Here is a 20,839-nt window from a genome sequence, read left to right as displayed (position 1 = left end):
TTTGTACAATTTATTTTTCCTTAGAAGCCAACCCTGATGGTACCGGCAATGGAGCGAACCATTGGCAGAAATCCTTCTTCCCCGGAGAACGCCGTATTATTGGAGTTGTTGGAAGCAGGATTGTAATTATAAGGCAGTGAATTGTACAGGTATAACAGGTCGCGGCCTACAATTGCCACGCTGAGATTGTTCAGCATCAGTTTCTTACAGAGAGCCGGTGAAAACTGGTATGCTAAAGACACCTGTCTCAAAGAAATCCATGAGTTCTTTTTGATCCAGTAATCGGCCACACCGGTGGAAGAAGAACCATAGCGGTAATAAAACTGCGGCGCATGGGTAGGTTCTACCAATCCTTTTTCATAAGCCTGCTGGTAGGTCATGCCGCCAACATTTACCTGTTGCCCACTGGGCAGGGTCACCATCTGTCCTTTGGCAAATACGCCATCGGGGATTAGGCCATCATCGTAAGTTTGCTGATCGTACTTGCTGGTCCAGGTGATACCGCCATGATCCGCATCCCTGCCCTGCAGGGTATTGGGGAATACGCCGGTATGCGTGCCATAACGGTAGGTGAGCAATACAAAGTCGCCGCCAAATTTACCATCCAGTAACACATTCAGCGAAATATTCTTAAACCGGAAAGTATTGCTCCATCCTGCGCGGAACTTCGCATTGATATCTCCTACATCCTGCAGGGTATTACTGCGGGCGGGGAAACCGGCGCGGGCATCGGAGCGCCAGGCCAGTTCAGGCTTGCCGTTGTTGGGGTCATCTATCGGGTTACCATTGGCATCAGTGGCCTGGTAAGCTTTTGAATGGATGGTAGTGCGAAGGGTACCGTAGGATTTTCCTACGATGGCCCAGGTGCTGATCTCCCCTACATTGGCTTTCAGATCGTACTCGGTACGGCCGGGATATAAGGATTTGATCAGGTTCCTGTTAAGCGAGTAATTGACACTGGTATTCCATTCAAAGTCCCTGGATTTCACCGGTGTTCCATCTACCATTATTTCCAATCCCCTGTTCTGGATATTACCGGCATTGATGATAATGCCTTCCAGGCCGGATTCCGGCGGAGTGCCTATATCCAGGATCTGGTTTTTGGTATTATCCTGGTAAACGGATACGTCGAAGCCTATACGACTTTTCAGGAAACGCATTTCTATACCCAGCTCTTTGGCTACTTTTCTTTCAGGCTTCAGATCGGGTGCCAGCCCGATAAATTTACCGGTAAGCGGATCAGGATAGCGGCTGTAGGTAGAAATAGGAAGATCCAGCCCGCCGGAAGAAGTATACCCGTTAAAGGCAAAGCCCGGGTTGATGGTGAATGGCTCGGTATCATTACCCAATCCGGCTATGTTACCTCTTAACTTACCAAAGGTGATCCATGCGGGCAGTTTAAATGTTTCGGAAAACAGCCAGGAAACACTAACGGCCGGATACTGGTAAAAGAAGTTACCGGTGCCATTGGTATAGGTAAGCGCAGAGGACCAGTCGCCACGGAAAGTACCCTGTACAAACAGCTGGTTCTTCCAGGCCAGGTCCACGCTGGCATAAATGGAATTAAATGCTTTTTTATTTTTCAGACCGCCTTCCGCTTTGGGCTTTTCAACGGAATTGGCCAGGAAGTAATTGCCTGGATAACTGAGCCCTCCTACCGTTTCACTGTAGTTATAGGTGGTTTGGAAACGTTGTGTTTCACCGCCTATGTAACCGCTGAGATCCAGGTCTTTGGTAAGGGTCTTATTCACTGTAGCCATCCATTTAAAGAAGTAGCTTTCTTTACTGGTATGTCCGAGGCCGTACAAACCGCCTGTAAAGTTTTGTCCCTGTCCCAGTTCCTTGTTTTCATTCCTGGTGTACAGGTTATTCACGTTGCCTTCCAGTACCAGGTTGGCCCAGGGAGTAAGTTTTGCGGTAATGGCAAGCCGGCCGCGGATGGTTTGTTCATTCTGTAAGTAATCATTTTCAAACAGGTTGAACCAGAACCGTGATTCGGGCGCCTTATTGGTTTCATTGGGATCCGCCGGATTGGGCGTACCGCCAAATGCACTGGTATAATGTTCTTTTTGCATCCAGTACCTGGTGTCGTAGTTACGGGGCAACAGCCAGGTGAACAGTTTACCAAAGTTATAGGAAGCAAAGGCATCGAGGCCACCGAGGCGTGGCGGGTTCCTTCCGGAGAAATAAGTATAATTAGCGCTCACGTCGGCACTCAGGAACTTATTGATCACATGGGTTACACGCGCTTCCACGCTGTTTTTGAGCAGATTGTTTTTGGCAACAATGCCTTCGCTCTGATCGCGGGTGTAAGACACGCGGAAAGTGGAGCGGTCGTTACCTCCATCCAGCGATATATTGGTGGCAGATCCATGACCGGTTTGAAAGGCATCGAGGAAGTTGTTGGGTTGCGCTACATACTTTGTGGGGGTACCGTCGTAGTTGATCACATCCTGCCCTGCAAAACGCGGTCCCCAGTTTTCCAGTTCGCGCCCGATCTGCCGGTCGATATATGGTTTGCCGGTAGCCGGGTCGGTTGGGAACACTTTTGTTCTCCATTGCTCATTGGGTTTATAGTTGGGATCGCGGTTATCGGTAAAGAAGCCGCCTACAGTACCGCCGCCGTATTCGTTCTGAAAATCGGGGCCGGAGTAAGGGTCAAATACATTAAACGTCTGGCTAACGTTAATGCCTAAACCTTTTCTTTCATGTCCTTTTTTTGTGGTGATGAGAATAACCCCGTTGATAGCGCGGGAACCGTACAGTGCTGCGGCTGATGAGCCTTTGAGCACGGTCACGCTTTCAAAGTCTTCCATGTTCAGATTTTTCAGGTCGTTACCAAAGTCGCGCCCCGTACCATTGAACGTACCGTTATCCATGATCACGCCATCGATCACGAAAATGGGTTGATTGTTATTCCTCAAGGTGGAGTTACCGCGGATCACTATTTTGGTGCTGCCGAAAAGGCCACCGGCGCCCTGGTCTATCTGTACCCCTGCTACTTTTCCCTGCAGGGCGTTCACCGGGTTCACTTCGTTGGAGATGGCCAGGTCGGCGCCTTTGATTTCGGTGGCGGCAAATCCCAGGCTTTTTTTGGCTTTGGTGATACCTAATGCGGTTACCACTACTTCTCCCAGTTGTTTGTTGTCTTCCACCACGGTTACATTAATGGTGGTTTGGTTGTTGATGGGAATTTCCTGGCGCAGGTAACCTATGGCATTAAAGATCAGCACTCCGTTGGCCGGCGCATTGATGGAATAATTTCCCGCCGCATCTGATACGCTGCCTGTTGTAGTACCTTTCAGAAGTACAGAAACACCCGGTATGGCTTCCTTTTTTGTGGAAGTAATAGTTCCGGTGACTTTAATGTTTTGTGCGAAGCTTGCTAAAGCGCAGCATAGGACCAGGTATAAAGAAAGTATTCCGCGCTTGGAGGAATGTAAACATGTCCACATACAGGTGAGTTTAAAGGTTGATAATATTTATGCTATGACCGACTGAATTGCGTGCGATTTGTTCACTTACTGAGAATGGTTGATTTAAAATAAACGGTTGATGATCTGCACCTAACTATAACGGCTGAACTGGTTATTTGTTCGTAACAGTGAAACTGTTTGATAAATTTGTATACAATCGAAAACCACTGGTCAGCCGTCAGCTTTTATCTATTCACTTTAAAATACAATTTGTCATGATTACAACCAATTCCGGCCTGGAACTTTACTGTCCTTATCCCCGGCGTTTGCATCCGCTGGTACATGAAGCAGATGCGCATACCACTTCATGGGTCCATGCTTTTAATCTTGCAACAAACGAAAGCGCCTGGAATGCCTATCACGATCAGAAGTTCACCTGGATGGTAGCCAGGATGTTCCCGGATGCGCCGCTTTTCTCCTTATGCGTTGCAAGTGATTTTAACACGCTGCTGTTCCTTTGGGATGACCACCTGGATGCGCTGGCGCCCAATGAATTCAACACCGGGTTTGAGCGCATGGCCTATCAGATGATGCAGATCCTGCAGGCAGGCAAAACCTTCAGCCTGGAAACGGGCGGACCGCTGCTGGCGGCCATGAGCGATATCTGGCAACGGATGCACCGGATCAGTACCCGCGCCTGGCAGGCCCGTTTCGCCCGCAGCCTGAAAGATGCCTTTACCGCCAATTTATGGCGTATGCAGCATGTGAACAAGGCGCATAATATTTCCCTGAAAGATTACATGCGCTTTCGGCCGCAGATCGGTGGCGCCAACTTTTTCCTGGAGCTGGCTACGCTGATGGATGCCATTCACCTGCCGGCAGACCTCCGCATACATCCGCAGGTAAAAAGCCTGGGCCTTTACTGCAGCCGCACCATTTGCTGGGCCAACGATCTCTATTCCTTTTCAAAAGAATCAGAACTTGGCGATGAGCTCAACCTCGTGATGCTCCTGAAACACCACCAGCAACTCACACTGGAGCAGGCGGTAGAACAGGCTGTAAAAATCCACAACTCGGAGGTGGCCTTATTTAACAATACTGCCGATGTACTCACCGCTGTATGCGCTGCCGCCGTAAAACCGGTACTGGAACAGTATATCTTAACACTGGGACAAATGATGAAAGGCAACATCGACTGGAGTGGCATAGACACAACACGGTATCAGTATGTGTATGCGTAACTACCGTAGCAATACTTTGTTCACGGTGCTGTTCAACAATTTCAAATCAATAGGTTTAGAGATATATTCCCTGGCGCCAGCGCCCAGCATATCATCGATCGATTCCTGGAAGGCATCGCCGGATACGGCGATCACCGGAATATTTTTCAAAGCAGGTATATCACGGAGCTGCTGAAGGGTGTCTTTCCCGCTAAGTCCCGGCATATAACTATCTATGAAAATAAGATCCGGTTTTTCATCCATTGCTTTGTTAATACCTTCAGCCCCGCTTCCTGCCACTACCGTGGCAAAGCCAAGCCTGCGCAAAAAATTGGATAATACCAGCTGGCTCATCTCATTATCATCGATCACCAGGCTTTTCTGTCCCTTGTGCAGCGTAAGCTCCATCCAGCCTCCCTGTGCCTGTGCCGGCGCCGGGGCCACGGCCAGCGGCAACCGTACAATAAAGGCGGAGCCTTCACCCGGCAAACTGGTCACGGAAATCTTTCCGCCCATCATCTCCACATATTTCTTCGTGATCGGCAAACCAAGACCGGTTCCTTCGAATTCACTCTTTCCCGCTTTAAAGGGCGTGAATAATGTAAGCAGGTCGGCCGCAGCAATACCGTTTCCCTGGTCTTTTACCACAAACTGCCACTGCGCTCCTTCATGTAAAACATCTATCGAAATCACACTGTTGGTGCGGGTGAACTTGATCGCGTTAAACAACAGGTTGTTCAGCACCTGTGTCAGCTTGCCTTTATCGGCCAGGATATAAAGCGGCATATCTTCGGGGATATCTGCCCTGATCTTCACTCCCCGCAGATCAGCGATATACTGGTATACAATGATCTTATCTGAAATAAGCTCCCGGATATTAAATGCTTCCGGATGGATGGCATGTGCTGCCCCGTCTTCTATTTTTGAGATGGCCAGTACATTGTTGATGATCTGTAAAACATTGTGCGTAGCGGAATACAGATGCTCTATTTCCGGACGGATATCGTTGTAACGGTCGTCCTTATGCACCTTCATCATCAGATCCTGGCTGATCCCGTAAATCGCATTCAGCGGGTTACGGATCTCATGGCTGGTTTCCCTTACAAAAATTGTTTTTTCGTCGGTAGCTTTTGTCAGCTTTATATTAAGCGTTTTCAGTTTTCTTACATACAGGAAGATAGTAGCCACATCCAGCAGGAGGATGGCCGGAAGCGTAATCCAGCGGATAATGAATTGCTGGTTATGGCTCATGACCATGGGAGTAATAAATGTATAATAATAATTGATCTCGCAGGCAATTACGGACAATACAGCCACCACAATGCTGGCCGTTACCAGGGCGCGGGTTCTGAAGATCATGAGCGATGCGCCCAGCAGGAACAGGAACAACAGGTGCACTTCTGTTAGCATGCCCAATATGGCGCTGAAATAAACAATGGCGATATTGTTGATCGCCACGAAGGAAATACTGGCTAAAACAGGCTTATTTGCGGCATTCAGGAGCAATACGCCGAGGAAAAGACCGGCTTCTGTCCAGGCGGGGATCAAAAGATCTGTTTTCCCGGTGCCTGCATAACAAAGTATGCCAAATAAAAGACAAAGGGAGGTGGTAATTACAGAAAAAATATTGACCATCCTGGTCACCTTTGCCAGTGATTCCTCCTGGCGGAAGGTTCCGGTGTTCACAACGTGGTGAAAAAGCTGACGGATGTTCATATGGTTATATTTTGAGAGGTATTCCCGGGATAGCCGACAAATCAATACAGTTGTAAATCAGTATATCACATGCATAAATCTACTGCAATTTACGGATTATTTACATCCGCGGGTCTTTCACTTTCAGAAGACTGGCATTAATTGCTACCACTACGGTGCTCACTGTCATTAATACGGCGCCTGCAGCGGGGCTCAGCAGGATTCCCTCCTTATATAACACACCTGCCGCCAGGGGCAGCGCCACTATATTATAACCTGTTGCCCAGGCGAGGTTCTGGATCATTTTCCGGAAAGTGGCCTTGCCGAAAAGGATCAGGTTTACCACGTCCTGCGGGTTACTGTTTACCAGTACGATCCCGGCCGTTTCTGCCGCCACATCGCTCCCGCTGCCGATGGCAATACCTACGTTTGCCTGGGCCAGCGCCGGGGCATCGTTGATACCGTCGCCGGTCATGGCAACAAATTCACCCTGCTGCTGCAGTTCCTTAATCTTATCCAGCTTCTGGTGAGGCAGCACTTCGGCAATATAGCTGTCCATTCCCAGCGTTTTACTCACCCCTGCTGCCACTACTTTGTTATCGCCGGTAAGCAGCACTGTTTTAATCCCGTTTTCCTTTAAGGTGGCAACAGCGCCGGCCGATTCCGGCCTTACCTGGTCTGCCAGCGCAATAAACCCTGCCACGGCATTATCCCTTACCACGTACACCAGGGTTTCTCCAGCTTCAATAGTAGCAGTGGCAGCGTCTTTAAATTGCTCCGCCACATAACCCGGGCTTACCACCTGTACTTCCTTCTCCGCAATACGGCCGGTAATTCCTTTACCGGTAAGCGCGGTGATATTTTCTGCGGCCGGCAGTGTAAGCTGCAGCTCTTTTGCCTTAGCGGTAATACCGGCAGCAATAGGATGCTCCGAGCTTCCTTCGAGTGCGGCAGCCATAGCCAGTACTTCTTCTCCCGAAATACCAGGCTGCAATGATTCAAACCGCGCCACTTCAAAACGGCCCACGGTGAGGGTGCCAGTCTTATCAAAAACAAGGGTGGTGATCTTCCTGGCATTCTCAAAATCGGTCCGGTTCTTTATCAGCAACCCATGCCGCGCGGACAGGGCGGTAGACCGGGCAATCACCAGCGGTACCGCCAGGCCCAGCGCATGCGGGCAACAGATCACGATCACCGTTACCATCCGCTCAATGGCAAACGATAACTCCCGCCCGCTTAGCCACCAGTATAAAAAAGTGGCGATACCGGCTAAAATGGCAACCACCGTTAGCCAGCGCGCTGCTTTGTTGGCCAGCAGCTGCGTTTTTGATTTGGATTGCTGGGCATCGCGCACCAGTTTTACTACCTGCGAAAGATAGGAATCCGCGGCGCCATGCGCCACGCTTATTTTTATAGCGCCGTTGCCGTTAATGGAACCGGCAATTACCTTATCGTTGCGTTGTTTTTGTACAGGTTTTGATTCGCCGGTGAGCATACTTTCATTCAGCGAAGTACTTCCCTCTTCAATGGTGCCGTCTGCCGCCACTTTTTCACCCGGCTTTACAAGGATCACATCCCCGGCTTTCAGGGATGCTGTTTTTACATCCATCACATGATCCCCATGTACCAGGTGCGCTTCATCAGGCATCAGCTGTACCAGCAGCTCCAGTTCGCGCGAAGCGCCCATCACCGACTTCATTTCAATCCAGTGGCCCAGCAGCATAATGAGGATCAGGGTGGCCAGCTCCCAGAAAAAATCCATACCAGGCAAACCAAATACAGTGGCCACGCTGTAGATATATGCCACGGTAATGGCAAAACCTATCAGCGTCATCATGCCGGGATCCCGCCCCTTCATTTCTTCCCACCAGCCTTTCAGGAAAGGCCATCCTCCATAAAGAAATATAACAGACGATAATCCCAGCAATACCCAAGCATCTCCGGAAAAAGTAAAAGTAATACCCAGCCAGTGCCGGATCATTTGAGAAAGCAGCATTACCGGCACTGTTAGCACCAGCACCACATAAAAACGTTTCCTGAAATCGGCGATCATCATGGCATGATGATCATGATGTCCGCCGTGCTGCATCGTTGCATGGTCGTGCACTGGTTTCATGGTGTGGTGCTGATGTTCCATAGTTCTATATTTTAGTAGCTTAACGTAATACCGGCCCCAAGCCCCATATCGCTGTCGTAATGCGTGGAGAAGGAAAAATTCCTTGTAACAATGTACCGGAACCCTGCCATATATTCTTTATCTGTATTGAGCATAAAACCAAAACGCAGCCTCCTTGTAACAGGCACATCTTCCCTGGTTAACTGCACGCGTACCTTACCATCGGTATCCAGTGAGGCATCTGCCACAATCAGCATGGGTAAAGTATATTCCACGCCTATATGCAACACCTGCCTGAAGTCTTTTGTATTCTTCTGCCCAAAGATGTTCTTCTCCGGTTCATCCATTTTGCGGTAACGCACATCCCAGCCGATATAGGGGAACAACCACTGGTTCTTACCAAGGTATCGCCCGAAGTGGCTTTCACTCTCGTAACCATGACGGTCGTTCAATCCTACACGCCATTCGGTAGACAAACGGTAACGGCTATTCGCTACAATAATCTCGCCATCGCTGCCGGTACTTTCCAGTCCTACGCGCGCCATAGGATATAACATGCGATCGTCTTTCTTCAGCATGTGATAAGCTTTTACCGGGTCAGGCACTTCCGGGTTGGGCGGTGAATTTTCATAACTGAATACCCGTCCCATGCCGCTCATCATATGATAAAGAATATGACAGTGGAAGAACCAGTCGCCGCTTTCTGTAGCAGCAAACTCAATCGTGTCTACCTCCATCGGCATAATATCCAATACCGTTTTCAGCGGTGAATATTCGCCCTGCCCGTTCAGCACCCGGAAGAAATGCCCGTGCAGGTGCATGGGATGACGCATCATCGTGTTGTTGAACAACACGATCCGTACAATTTCTCCTTTCTTTATTAAGATCTTATCCGTTTCGGACACCACTTTATTGTTAATGCTCCATACATAACGGTTCATGTTCCCGGTTAGTTCAAAATGCAGCAGTTTAACCGGGCCTTCCGGCAGCGTTGTTTTCTCCGGCGCCCGCAGCATACCATAGTTCAGCGTTACAATATCGCCGGCGGTGCTGTCCATCTGCATATTGTGCATATCATGATCACTGTGATCCATGGGCTTATCGCTGCCGGTAATTTCAGGATACATCACGGTGTTCATATCCATTACCTGGTTGCTCATCTGCATACCGGTGCTGGTATCGAGGTTACCATTCATCTTCATCATATCGTTCATCATCTTCATTCCCTCAAAATATTTCAATCGCGGCAACTGCTTTGCCGGCATCTTCATACCCTGTCCCAGCCAGAGGGAAGTAGAGCGGGTACGGTCTTCCGCAGTGGCCAGGAATTCATACTGCATATTATCCGGGATGGTCACTATTACATCATAGGTTTCCGATACGCCTACCAGGAGCCGGTCTACTTCCACGGGTTCCACATCGGCGCCATCGTTGGCTACCACGGTGAGTTTTCCACCGGCATAGTTCAGCCAGAAATAAGTGGAGGAGCTGCCGTTGATGATCCTCAGTCTTACTTTATCACCGGCTTTAAACTGTGGTTGTTTATCTGTTTCTTTACCATTTGACAGGAAGCGCTCGTAATATACATCGCTCACATCCATGGCATTCATGCGCTTCCATTCATTGGTCACCTTTGTTTTGAAATGTTTATGCTGTATGGCTTCCGCATAGCTCTGTACTGATCCTTTTTTGATGGCGAACCAGTCGTTTGCATTATGCAGGTACCTGTTCACCGTATGCGGGTGTATATCTGTCCAGTCGCTCAGCAACAACGTATATTCCTTACCGTTATCAGGCTTACGTTCATGAAAAACAATGGCGCCGTACATACCGCTTTGTTCCTGGAACATGGTATGACTATGGTACCAGTAGGTACCATGCTGTACAACGGGAAAACGGTACAGGTGCGTTTCACCGGCTTTCACCGGTCTTGTGGTAAGATAGGACACTCCATCGTACTGGTTGGGTAAAATAAGACCGTGCCAGTGGATGGAGGTTTCTTCCTTCAGGGTGTTGTGTACATAGATCTCTGCCGTATCGCCTTCTGTAAAATGGAGGGTGGGCCCAGGGATAGTGCCGTTAATAGCGAGCCCGTGACTCATTTTGCCGGAGTAATGCACCATAGTATCACTTACATACAGATCATAGCGCACTACCCTGGGAGCGGTATTTAAAGAAGCCTGTGCAACAACGATACTGCACAGGCTCATCAATGTTATATACAGGAATACTGTTTTCATACTAACGGTTAAAAACTACTGAATGGTATCGCTTACTTTACCACAGGTGAGCATCTGGCTGCCGTAGTAAGGGTTTTTAATTGCATTGCTGTTACTTAGCCAGTAAGCTTTTTTCATGGGGCAGTACTCCTGGTACACCGGCCGGGCAGAAAGCGGTACTGCTTTGGCCAGCAGGTACAAGTTATCAGAAAGTGTTTTGAAATGTTCCCGTTGTTTGCTGATGTCTTTTGCTTCAGCGATGGCTTTGGCATCGGCCTGCAGCTTTGCTGCCAGCGGCATGTAGGCATCGTGAACAGCAGGCGGCATGGACGACATATCAACGCCGGCGGCGGCCTTTACAAACTCATCAGCTTTGGCTGCAGCCGCGCCCGCATTACCACCAGTCAGTGCGTCTTTAATATTGTAATATAAAGAAAGCAAGGGAGAGAGTTGCGGGGAAACGGTTTTGCCCTGTGCCATTCCGGGTTGCGTAAATGCGGCTACCCATACGATGCCTGCCAGTAATATCTTTTTCATGTTTGTTGTTTTTAAATACTGATAATGTCTTTCCAGTTGATGATGTAAAATTACGATGTAAAAAAAGCGGGCCTGTTATACAATTCATGCTATGTTTTATATAATTCCTATGCCAAAAATTATAAAATACTGCCTGCGTTCATTACATTTATGCGCACATGATTCAACCGGGGCATCCCCATACACAATACCACTATTATGAAAAAAACAGTTTTATTCCTGGCGGCAACGATGATAAGCTCTTTCAGCTTTGCCGATGTTCGTTTACCCAATGTTTTCGGCGATAACATGGTGTTACAGCGCGATAAACCGATCCCGGTATGGGGCTGGGCCGATAAGAACGAAAAGGTGACCATACAGTTCAACCAACAGGTGAAAACCGTAAAGGCCGGTAAGGATGGCCGCTGGAAAGTATTCCTGCAGCCTGAAAAAGCAGGCGGCCCTTATACCCTTACTGTAAAAGGCAGGAACAATATCAGTTTGAAGGATATCCTTATGGGCGATGTGTGGATCTGCAGCGGGCAATCCAATATGGAGTTCCATGTGAACGGCGTTACCAACGCCGGTAAGGAAATAGCGCGATCCGCCAACCCTGCCATCCGGCATTTTTATTTACCGAAAGATATCTCGGCTACCCCTAAAGAAGATGTAAAACAAAGCGCCTGGCTGCCGGCTGCACCGGAAAATACGGGCGACTTCACCGCGGTGGGCTACTTCTTTGCCAAAGCACTGAACGAGCAGTTGCATGTGCCTATTGGCCTGATACATACTTCCTGGGGAGGTACCATCGTGGAAACATGGATCAGCCGGGAAGGACTGGCCGGCAGCGACGACTTCCGCGATATGATGCAGGGGCTTCCCACGTTGAACCTCGACTCTGCGGCTGTTGCCTCGAAAAACAGGCAGCAACAGATCATCCAATCGCTGCAGGGCGGCCTCCCCGATGCCGCTGCGGTAGCTACCTGGCCGGCCCCGGGTACTGATGACCAGTCCTGGAAAAAGATGAAAGTGCCCACCTTATGGGAGCAGCAACAGCTGCCCGATTTTGATGGCATTGTATGGTTCCGTAAAAACTTCCAGGTAACCGAAGCCGATGCCGGTAAACCTGCAGAGCTGAGCCTGGGCACAATTGATGATAACGACGTTACCTATATCAACGGCACGCAGGTAGGCAGCACCATAGGCTACGACGCCCCACGCACCTATCATATACCTGCCGGTATTTTAAAGGCCGGTAACAATTTAATTGCTGTAAAAATAGAAGATAATGCCGGTGGCGGCGGGTTTTATGGAGATGCAGAAAGCGTATTTCTACAGACTGCCGGTCAGAAACAATCCCTTGCAGGCGATTGGGCTTTCCGTGTTGAGAAGGCAATTACCCCGGGCGCCAGCGTGGGACCTAACAGCTATCCTTCTTTGCTGTTCAATGCCATGATCAACCCCGTACTGCCTTTTGCCATTAAAGGCGCTATCTGGTACCAGGGAGAAAGCAATGCCGACCGCGCCTACCAGTACCGCAAAGCCTTCCCGCTGATGATCAGCGACTGGCGCCGCTTGTGGAAGCAGGGCGATTTCCCCTTTTACTTTGTGCAACTGGCCAGCTTCAACTCCAATAACGGCAACAGCCAGAAAGGCAGCAAATGGGCAGAGCTAAGGGAAGCGCAAACCCTTACCCTGCAATTACCCAATACCGGCATGGCGGTGATCACAGACGTTGGCGAGCCTAAAGACATTCACCCGAAAAATAAACAGGATGTCGGGAAACGGCTGGCAGCAGTAGCCTTACATCAAACCTACGGACAGGATAACGTATTCAGCGGTCCCGTGTACCAGTCGATGCAGGTGAACGGCAACAAGGTAACCCTCAGCTTCAGCAGCACCGGCAGCGGCCTGGTGGTGAAAGACAAGTACGGTTACATCCGTGGATTTGAAGTAGCGGGCGCCGATAAACAATTCCATTACGCCAAAGCCTTTACCGACGGCAATAAAGTGATAGTATATGCAGATGAGGTAAACAGCCCTGTGGCTGTCCGCTATGGCTGGGCAGACGACAACCTGGAAGACAATCTCTTTAACAAAGAAGGTTTCCCGACTGCGCCCTTCCGCACCGACAACTGGAAAGGCGTTACTGAAGACGTGAAGTACAGCGTAAGATAATCGCCGAAGGCGATCAAAACAACGCCGGCGCAGGCAGCAAGTGGGCTTCTTCGTCCGTGGCTACGCCGGCAAGGGCGCGGATAAGTTTTCGTACCTGCGTTTCCGTTGCCTCGTCGGTAATGAGGCCGTTGCTGCTTACTTTTGTTTTCACGGATGGAATTACAAGCTGCGCATCTGCAGCGATCTTTGATTCTATGATCAGCAGGGTGCCCAGCAGCGACTGGTGCGCCTTGTACCCGGAGGTGCCGGCGGTGATCAGCGCTACCGGTTTTTGCGAGAAGTGCATGGAAGATACCGTCCAGTCGATAGCGTTTTTAAGTGTCCCGGGCACACCAATGGCATATTCAGGCGTACATATCAGCACCGCGCCGGCTGCCGCCAGCAGGGCACGGAAATGCTGCACCGGGGCCGGTGCAGCGCCGGGATCCATATCCAGGTCGGGGTTAAAGTGTGGTATATCAGTGAGGGTTTCCAGCTGCTGCACTGCAAATATACCTGCCGACAGCTCCGTGATGGCCCTGATAAGATGATGATTGGAAGACGATTGCCGGGTGCTTCCGCAGATAGCCAGTAGTTTTATTGGTGCCGTCATATTGTGATCGTTCTTTGGCTGCAAATTAAGTGGATTCCCTTTGTTGGCCAGCCGCCGCGCATCGATTTTATTGATGTGCCCATAGAGCCTCCCGCATCTCCCGGAGATTTTAAAAAATATTCTCCGGAAAAAAAATATATTTGTCTGACTAGGTTCCTGGTATCAACTAAGAGAGAATTCCATGTATAATGAAAATGAATTGCTGACCAAAATCGCGGCAGGAGATGAAGCTGCCTTTAAACAACTTTTTGAACAACACCGGAAGAAGCTCTATCATTACCTGATCACCATCACCAAATCAAGGGAGGTGGCGGAGGAAATTGTTATTGATGTATTCCTGAAACTATGGACAGGCAGGGAGCTGATCACCAATATCCAGCATATGGATGCTTTCCTTTACAAGGTGGCCTACAATAAAGCCATGGACTTCTTTAAACTGGCTGCCAGGAATGCCCGTTTACAAAAGCTGGTACAGGAGCAAATGGAAGCCCACCAGGAGCAAAGCGCCGATTACAGCCTGCTGAACAACGAATGCCGGGAGATCCTGAACAATGCGTATAAGCAGTTATCGCCCCAGCGCCGCCTGATGATCACCCTCAGCCGGGAAAAAGGGATGACCCATGAAGAAATAGCCACTGAGCTGAACCTTTCCCGCAATACCGTTAAAAACACCATCACCGACAGCCTGAAAATTATTAAGCAGTACCTGCTGAATAACCATATTACCCATTTTGTGTACTTATTGCTGTTGTCAGATTTATTTTTGGACTGATTAGTACTATCCCCTTCTTTTTGTCGTCATAGCAGTTATATAACTGGCATATGTCGTCTAATCCGTTAAGACTAAAACTATTACTGCAAAAATACCTGTCCGGCGAATGCACTCCGCCGGAGCTGGAAGAATTCTGGGCGCTGATGGGGGAACTGTCGGAAAACGACCTGGTATCGCAGGAACTGGCGGCGCTTTGGGAACGCACGCCGGAGCAGGCGGAGGAGCCTATGTGGGAGCAATTATATACTCGCCTGCAGGGAAAAATGCGGGAAGGCGAAATTGATATGCTCAAAGTGATGACTGTAAAGCGTAACCCGCTCTATAAAAGAATGGCCATAGCTGCTGCGGTGATAGTAGCTGCTTTCAGCGCCTGGTGGCTGCTGCCGGTTTCAAAGCCCACCCCTGTTGTTACCGCTGCGCTACCTGCAGCACAGCATATCTTCAATAAAGTGATCAATCTTCCCGATGGCAGCGTGGTTACGCTGAATGAAAACAGCCAGCTGGACTATCCCCTTGCTTTTGAAGGCCGCAGCCGGGAAGTATACCTGAGAGGGGAAGCTTTCTTTAACGTGGCGCCGGATAAGAACAAGCCGTTCCTGGTGCATACCGGCACTATCGTAACCCGTGTGCTGGGCACTTCCTTTAATATCAGGGCGGCAGGAGATAATTCTCCTATAGCCGTTACCGTTACCACCGGGAAAGTACAGGTACAGAAGGACGATAAAGCCATACTGGCCGAGCTGCTGCCAGGAGATCAGCTGATACTTGATAAAGCCGCCATTGCGCCGTTGGTCACCAAAGCCAATATGAAAGAAGTATTGGTCTGGAAAAAAGATGAGCCGGTATTTGAAGACGTTTCCTTTGAAGCAGCTATTCCACTGATCAACAAATATTATGGCATTGATATCCGGTTCAGGGATGAATCCCTGCGGACCAAAAAATTCACCGGAAATTTTATCAACGATCCCATGAAACAGGCGCTGGACGTAATCTGCGAGCTAACACATGCTCAGTGGCAAAAAGGACAGGACAGTACTATCTGGCTGGATAAACGATTTTAAAAAAGGCTATACTAAGGACGAGTTAGTATAGCCGGTTGTCTTAAACATTTAGGTAAACATTTAAAAACTACCCAAAGGTATGAAATTTCTTATCAGGGGAAGGCTACGCCTTTTCCCAAAGCGAACGTTTGCGTATTATATGAAATTAAGTTGCTTACTCGCCTCTGCTTTTCTTTTCAGCATCAATATGCTGATTGCTGCTCCCGGCAAAGCGCAGCGATTGGAAGAAGTAGACGTTACCGTGAACCTGAAACGGCAATCACTCAGGGAAGGGATCCGGCAGATCCAGCAACAAAGCGCGTTTAAATTTGCTTATGTGGCCTCCCAGCTCTCTCCCTATGATAACATTACTATGCCGGCAGAACGCAGATCGGTATTGCAAACACTCAACCTCCTGCTGGAAAATACCGAGCTTGCCTGGTCGCTGAACGGCAATACGATCGTGATCACTGAAAAGCGGGGCACTGATCCCCCTCTGCTATCCGCACGGGTGATCACTGTAAGCGGAAAGGTGACCGATGAAAAAGGCAACGGGCTGCCCAATGTAACCATTACCATCAAAAACGGCGGTGGCGGCACTATCACTGATGTCAACGGCCACTTCACCGTCCGTGTGCCCGACGAAAAAACCATTATTGTTTTCAGCATGATAGGGTATGCTTCCGTGGAAATAGCCGCCGGCAGCAGCACGCCGCTGAACATTATACTGAAGGAAGAAAACACGTTCCCTCAATAACGTGATCGTAGTAGGATACGGTACCCAGAAAAAAAGGAATGTAACCGCCGCCATCTCCTCTGTGCCCATGGCCGAAATGCGCGACATGCCCATTTCCAATGTGGCCACCGGTATGCAGGGAAAAATTCCCGGTGTAGTGGTACAGCAAACAGGAGGCGCACCCGGCGCTACGCCAGCCATCAAGGTACGTGGCTTTGGTTCCATCACAGCAGGTACCAACCCGCTTATTGTGGTGGATGGAAACATTGTAGACGCCAGTATTTTCAGTAACCTCAACAGCACCGATATTCAAAGCATTGATGTACTGAAAGATGCGTCTTCCACCGCTATCTATGGTTCCAAAGGTTCCAACGGCGTATTGATCGTAACCACCAAACGGGGTAAATCCGGCAAAACCAAGTTTAACGCCGACGTATATACGGGGTTCCAGGAGCTGTCCAAAAAAATAGATATCCTGAACTCACAGCAGTTCGCCGAGTTCTCCAAAGAAGCCTCCAACAATGCCTATCTTGATAATGTACCCGGCGCCAGTATATCAGACCCCAACAGCGCAAGACCCTCTTCGTTCCTGCGATACCGTTATCCCCGTGGCGACCTGTTCAGCTGGTTCAACTTCGATGATCCGCAGAAGGTAGCGACCATGCCTACCTACGATTACCAGGATATGATTTTCCGTAAAGGAATGATCAACAACTACCAGGTAACCGCCAGCGGTGGCAACGATAATGCACAATACCTGGTTACCGGCGGCTACCTGAAACAGGATGGTATCATTGAAAGGTCAACACTGGACCGCTACTCTGTCCGCGCCAATGTAGACATCAACGTGTCTGAGCGCTTCAAACTGGGCGCCAACATCAACCCGGTATATAAGATACAGAACGATGTGAACAGCGATGGGCACTGGGCTAACAACGGCATCATCAATGCGGCTTTATCTTCCGTGCCTATGGCGCCTATCTGGAACGATGATCATAGCGCCTACTCCTCACAGGCTGCACTGGCCGGTCCTTATGGCTGGGCCGGCGTTACCAATCCGGTAGCCAATATCACCGAAAATCCGAATGAGCTGATCACCACCAATTTGCTTACCAATGTGTACGCATCCTATAACTGGAAAGACTTCACTTATCGCGCTACCGGTAATTTCAACGTGGGCTCTACCAGGAGGAGCAGCTATAAAACCTCGCGCCTGCCATTGAACCAGCTGCTGCCGCCTACACAGGCTGTGGGAGCAGATTCCTCTGATATGACCACCAGCTGGTTATTTAACCAGACCGTCAATTATAGCAAAACTGCCGGCTCTCATAATTTTGATGTATTGGTGGGTATGGAAGCATATAAACTTCAATACCAGAAGAGCACGGCCGTTGGTACCGCTTATGCCAACGATGTAGTGCCTACGCTGAATGCAGCCGGGTTACCAAGCAGTGTATATTCGTTCAAAACCGCCAATACCTCCACCTCCTACTTTGGCCGTGCCACCTATAACTACAAGGAAAAGTATATAGCCAATGTATCCCTGCGCGCAGATGGCTCCTCTATTTTCGGTACCCGGAACAGATGGGGCGTATTCCCTGCGGGATCTGTGGGATGGGTGGTTACAGAAGAACCGTTTATGAAAAACGTACCGGTGATCTCCAATGCCAAGCTACGGGTAAGCTATGGACTGGCAGGCAATAACCAATTCTCCGGCGACTATCCGTATCTCGCTACCCTTGCTGCAGATAACTACAGCTTCAACAACTCACTGGTGAATGGCCTTGGCGCCGCTTCGCTGGGTAACCCACAACTGGGATGGGAAAAAAGCAAACAGTTTGATGCCGGCGCCGACATCGGGTTATTCCATGAAAGGATCGTGATTGGCATCGACTATTATAAAAGGAATACCGACGGCCTGTTGCTGGCAGTAAACGTGCCTACCCTCACTGGTTTCAGCACAGCTATTAAAAATATCGGCGCCATGGAAAATAAAGGCTGGGAGTTTTCAGTTGCCAGCCGCAACCTCACCGGCGCTTTTACCTGGAACACCAATGCCGCCCTTTCCTTTAACCGTAATACCGTAACAGCGCTGGGCCCTACAGGAGATCCTATCCGCAGCAATTCAGGCGTGAATGAAACCAATATCACCATCATCGGCAAACCGATCGGTAATATCTATGGATACAAACAGATAGGCATATTCCAGAACCAGGCCGACCTTGACAAATATCCGCACGATGCTACTTCCAGGCCGGGTGACGTGAAGTTTGAAGATGTAAATAAAGATGGAAAGATCACTGCAGATGACCGTACGATAATAGGTAACAGTCAGCCTGATTTTATTTACGGCTTAACAAACACTTTCCGCTATAGGAACTTCGACCTGATGGTGGCCATACAGGGACAGCAAGGCGGACAAATACTGAATCTCAGCCGCCGCTTTTTTGAGAATGTGGAAGGAAGCCAGAACCAGCTTACTACAGTGCTGAACCGCTGGCAATCGGAAGACAAACCAGGCAATGGTATTGTTCCACGTGCCAACCAGCGCACCACCGGCAACAATAATGCTATCTCCAGCCGCTGGGTGGAAGATGCCAGTTACCTCCGCATTCAGAATGTAAGCATCGGCTACCAGCTGCCGGAAAAATTATTACAGCATATCCGGATACAACAAGCCAGGATCTATTTATCCGCACAAAACCTGTACACCTTTACCAACTACCTGAACTACAATCCTGAAGTAAGCAATTACGAAGGCGCTTTAACCAGCGGCATAGACTATGGCCGGTATCCGCTTGCCAGAACATTTGTGGTTGGGGTAAATATTGGATTCTGATCTTGCTAAAAATTTTAAAAACATGCGTACAAATTATATATACATACTACTGGCAGCCGCGGTTTCATTCACTGCCTGCAAAAAGAGCTTTCTTGAGCAGCTCCCTCCTTCTACCGCTACTACCGAAAACTTTTATAAAACGGCAGATGATTTCAAAAATGCGCTCAATGCCAACTACGGCTCATTGCAGTCCGGCGGCGTGTTTGGCAACGCATACATTTACGGCGATATTCCATCCGATAATAACTTCCCGGTACCTTCCGGTTCTGTAACAGACCAGGATGAATTTGACCGGTTCTATATCAAAACCACCAACCCGTTTGTGGCCGCACGCTGGAACGATAGCTACAAAAGCATCTCCCGCAGCAACACCATCCTCTCAAGGATCACACCCATAGCCATGAACGATTCGCTGAAGAAACGCTTCAGCGCTGAAGCACAGTTCCTCCGCGCACTGGTGTACTTTAACCTGGTACGTTCCTTTGGCGATGTACCGCTGGTAGTTACCGAAATTACCAACGCCGACCAGGCATATGAATACACCCGCGATCCCGCCACCAGTGTGTATGCGCAAATAGAGGCCGATCTGAAAGCAGCTGAAGCCGTGTTGCCGGTAAGCTATACCGGAGCCGACATAGGCAGGGCAACCAGCGGCGCAGCCAAAGCCTTGCTGGGAAAAGTGTTACTCACACAACATAAATATCCCGAAGCCGCCGCAAAGCTCAAAGAAGTGATCAGCTCCGGCGCTTATGCCATACTGGATAAATACGCCGATGTATTTGATGTGGCAAAGAAAAATAATAAAGAATCCGTTTTTGATGTGCAATACAAATCCGGGGGCGTGAAGGAAGGCAATCCCCTACCCAATTCATTTGCTCCTGAAAACTCCGGCAATGCCGTGATCATGTTTGGCGGTGATGGCAACAACCAGCCCACTCCCGATATGGAAAGCGCTTATGAAACCGGTGATATAAGAAAGAACTTTTCTATGGCCACTTCTTATGTAAATGCCAGTGGCGCCACTGTAAATTATTATTTTGTGAAGAAGTACTTTGATGTGCCTGCCACAAAAAATGATAATGGCAATAACTTCCCGGTGATCCGTTATGCAGATGTGTTGCTGATGTATGCGGAAGCTCTCAATGAAGTAGGCTACCAGGCCGGCGGCGAGGCTTTCACTTACCTGAACAGCATCCGTAAAAGAGCAGGACTTGGAGAAAAAACAGCCGCCGATGTGCCTAACCAGGCAGCGTTCCGACTGGCCATAGAAAATGAGAGACGCGTGGAACTGGCGTTTGAAGGGCACCGCTGGTACGACCTGGTGCGCACCGGCAGGGCCATCCCGGTGCTTAACAGTAAAAAGGCACAGATCAGGTTGGTGGCAGATCTTACTGCCGATAATATGGTAATACCTGTGCCGCAAAGCCAGATAGACATCAACAGGGATAAGATCAAACAAAACAAGGGATATTGATGATACGTAAAACCGTTTTTACTTTT

At 49.2% G+C, this 20,839-nt stretch carries 13 protein-coding genes; 7 read left to right on the top strand and 6 right to left on the bottom strand.

The window, feature by feature from the left end:
* Nucleotides 1–20: 20 nt before the first annotated feature.
* A complete protein-coding gene (locus ABIE50_RS15030; RefSeq protein WP_209860202.1) occupies nt 21–3,455 on the bottom strand; it encodes a SusC/RagA family TonB-linked outer membrane protein in 3,435 nt (1,144 codons plus the stop codon).
* A gap of 236 nt (nt 3,456–3,691) precedes the next feature.
* Between ABIE50_RS15030 and ABIE50_RS15025 the strand changes: the two genes are divergently transcribed.
* Nucleotides 3,692–4,657, top strand: a complete 966-nt coding sequence (locus ABIE50_RS15025) for a terpene synthase family protein (protein WP_209860204.1) — start codon at nt 3,692–3,694, stop codon at nt 4,655–4,657.
* Here ABIE50_RS15025 and ABIE50_RS15020 read toward each other — a convergent pair whose 3' ends face one another.
* From ABIE50_RS15020 to ABIE50_RS15005, 4 genes are all read right to left on the bottom strand, one after another.
* Nucleotides 4,658–6,352 (bottom strand): ATP-binding response regulator, encoded by a 1,695-nt coding sequence (locus ABIE50_RS15020; RefSeq protein ID WP_209860206.1) that lies wholly within the window; start codon nt 6,350–6,352, stop codon nt 4,658–4,660.
* A 100-nt stretch (nt 6,353–6,452) separates the two neighbouring features.
* On the bottom strand, nt 6,453–8,468 hold the full coding sequence (locus tag ABIE50_RS15015; RefSeq protein WP_209860208.1) for a copper-translocating P-type ATPase: 2,016 nt from the start codon (nt 8,466–8,468) through the stop codon (nt 6,453–6,455).
* An 11-nt stretch (nt 8,469–8,479) separates the two neighbouring features.
* Complete coding sequence (locus ABIE50_RS15010; protein WP_354028030.1) at nt 8,480–10,687, bottom strand: multicopper oxidase domain-containing protein; 2,208 nt, start codon at nt 10,685–10,687, stop codon at nt 8,480–8,482.
* Between the two features lie 15 nt (nt 10,688–10,702).
* Complete coding sequence (locus ABIE50_RS15005) at nt 10,703–11,203, bottom strand: DUF3347 domain-containing protein (protein ID WP_209860210.1); 501 nt, start codon at nt 11,201–11,203, stop codon at nt 10,703–10,705.
* Between the two features lie 198 nt (nt 11,204–11,401).
* On the opposite strand from ABIE50_RS15005, the gene ABIE50_RS15000 reads away from it, so the two are divergent.
* Nucleotides 11,402–13,360, top strand: a complete 1,959-nt coding sequence (locus ABIE50_RS15000; RefSeq protein WP_209860212.1) for a sialate O-acetylesterase — start codon at nt 11,402–11,404, stop codon at nt 13,358–13,360.
* 13 nt (nt 13,361–13,373) lie between these two features.
* On the opposite strand, the gene ABIE50_RS14995 is transcribed toward ABIE50_RS15000, so the two are convergent.
* Entirely contained in the window at nt 13,374–13,952 is a 579-nt protein-coding gene (locus ABIE50_RS14995) for an NADPH-dependent FMN reductase (protein ID WP_209860214.1), read from the bottom strand.
* A gap of 181 nt (nt 13,953–14,133) precedes the next feature.
* Here ABIE50_RS14995 and ABIE50_RS14990 point away from each other — a divergent pair, with 181 nt between their 5' ends.
* The 5 genes from ABIE50_RS14990 (at nt 14,134) to ABIE50_RS14970 (ending at nt 20,813) form a co-directional block, all read left to right on the top strand.
* Nucleotides 14,134–14,724 (top strand): RNA polymerase sigma factor, encoded by a 591-nt coding sequence (locus ABIE50_RS14990; protein WP_209860216.1) that lies wholly within the window; start codon nt 14,134–14,136, stop codon nt 14,722–14,724.
* 50 nt (nt 14,725–14,774) lie between these two features.
* Complete coding sequence (locus ABIE50_RS14985) at nt 14,775–15,785, top strand: FecR family protein (protein ID WP_209860218.1); 1,011 nt, start codon at nt 14,775–14,777, stop codon at nt 15,783–15,785.
* Nucleotides 15,786–15,924: 139 nt separating this feature from the next.
* Entirely contained in the window at nt 15,925–16,521 is a 597-nt protein-coding gene (locus ABIE50_RS14980) for a carboxypeptidase-like regulatory domain-containing protein (RefSeq protein ID WP_354028029.1), read from the top strand.
* Nucleotide 16,522: 1 nt separating this feature from the next.
* Complete coding sequence (locus tag ABIE50_RS14975) at nt 16,523–19,339, top strand: SusC/RagA family TonB-linked outer membrane protein (RefSeq protein ID WP_354028028.1); 2,817 nt, start codon at nt 16,523–16,525, stop codon at nt 19,337–19,339.
* Between the two features lie 22 nt (nt 19,340–19,361).
* The gene (locus ABIE50_RS14970) at nt 19,362–20,813 is read left to right on the top strand and encodes a RagB/SusD family nutrient uptake outer membrane protein (protein WP_209860222.1); all 1,452 of its coding nucleotides are present in this window, start codon (nt 19,362–19,364) and stop codon (nt 20,811–20,813) included.
* Nucleotides 20,814–20,839: the final 26 nt, after the last annotated feature.

The organism is Chitinophaga sp. OAE865 (assembly GCF_040546735.1).
In the GTDB taxonomy this organism is placed as follows: Bacteria; Bacteroidota; Bacteroidia; order Chitinophagales; family Chitinophagaceae; genus Chitinophaga; species Chitinophaga polysaccharea_A.
This window is presented reverse-complemented; position numbering and strand designations above follow the sequence as displayed.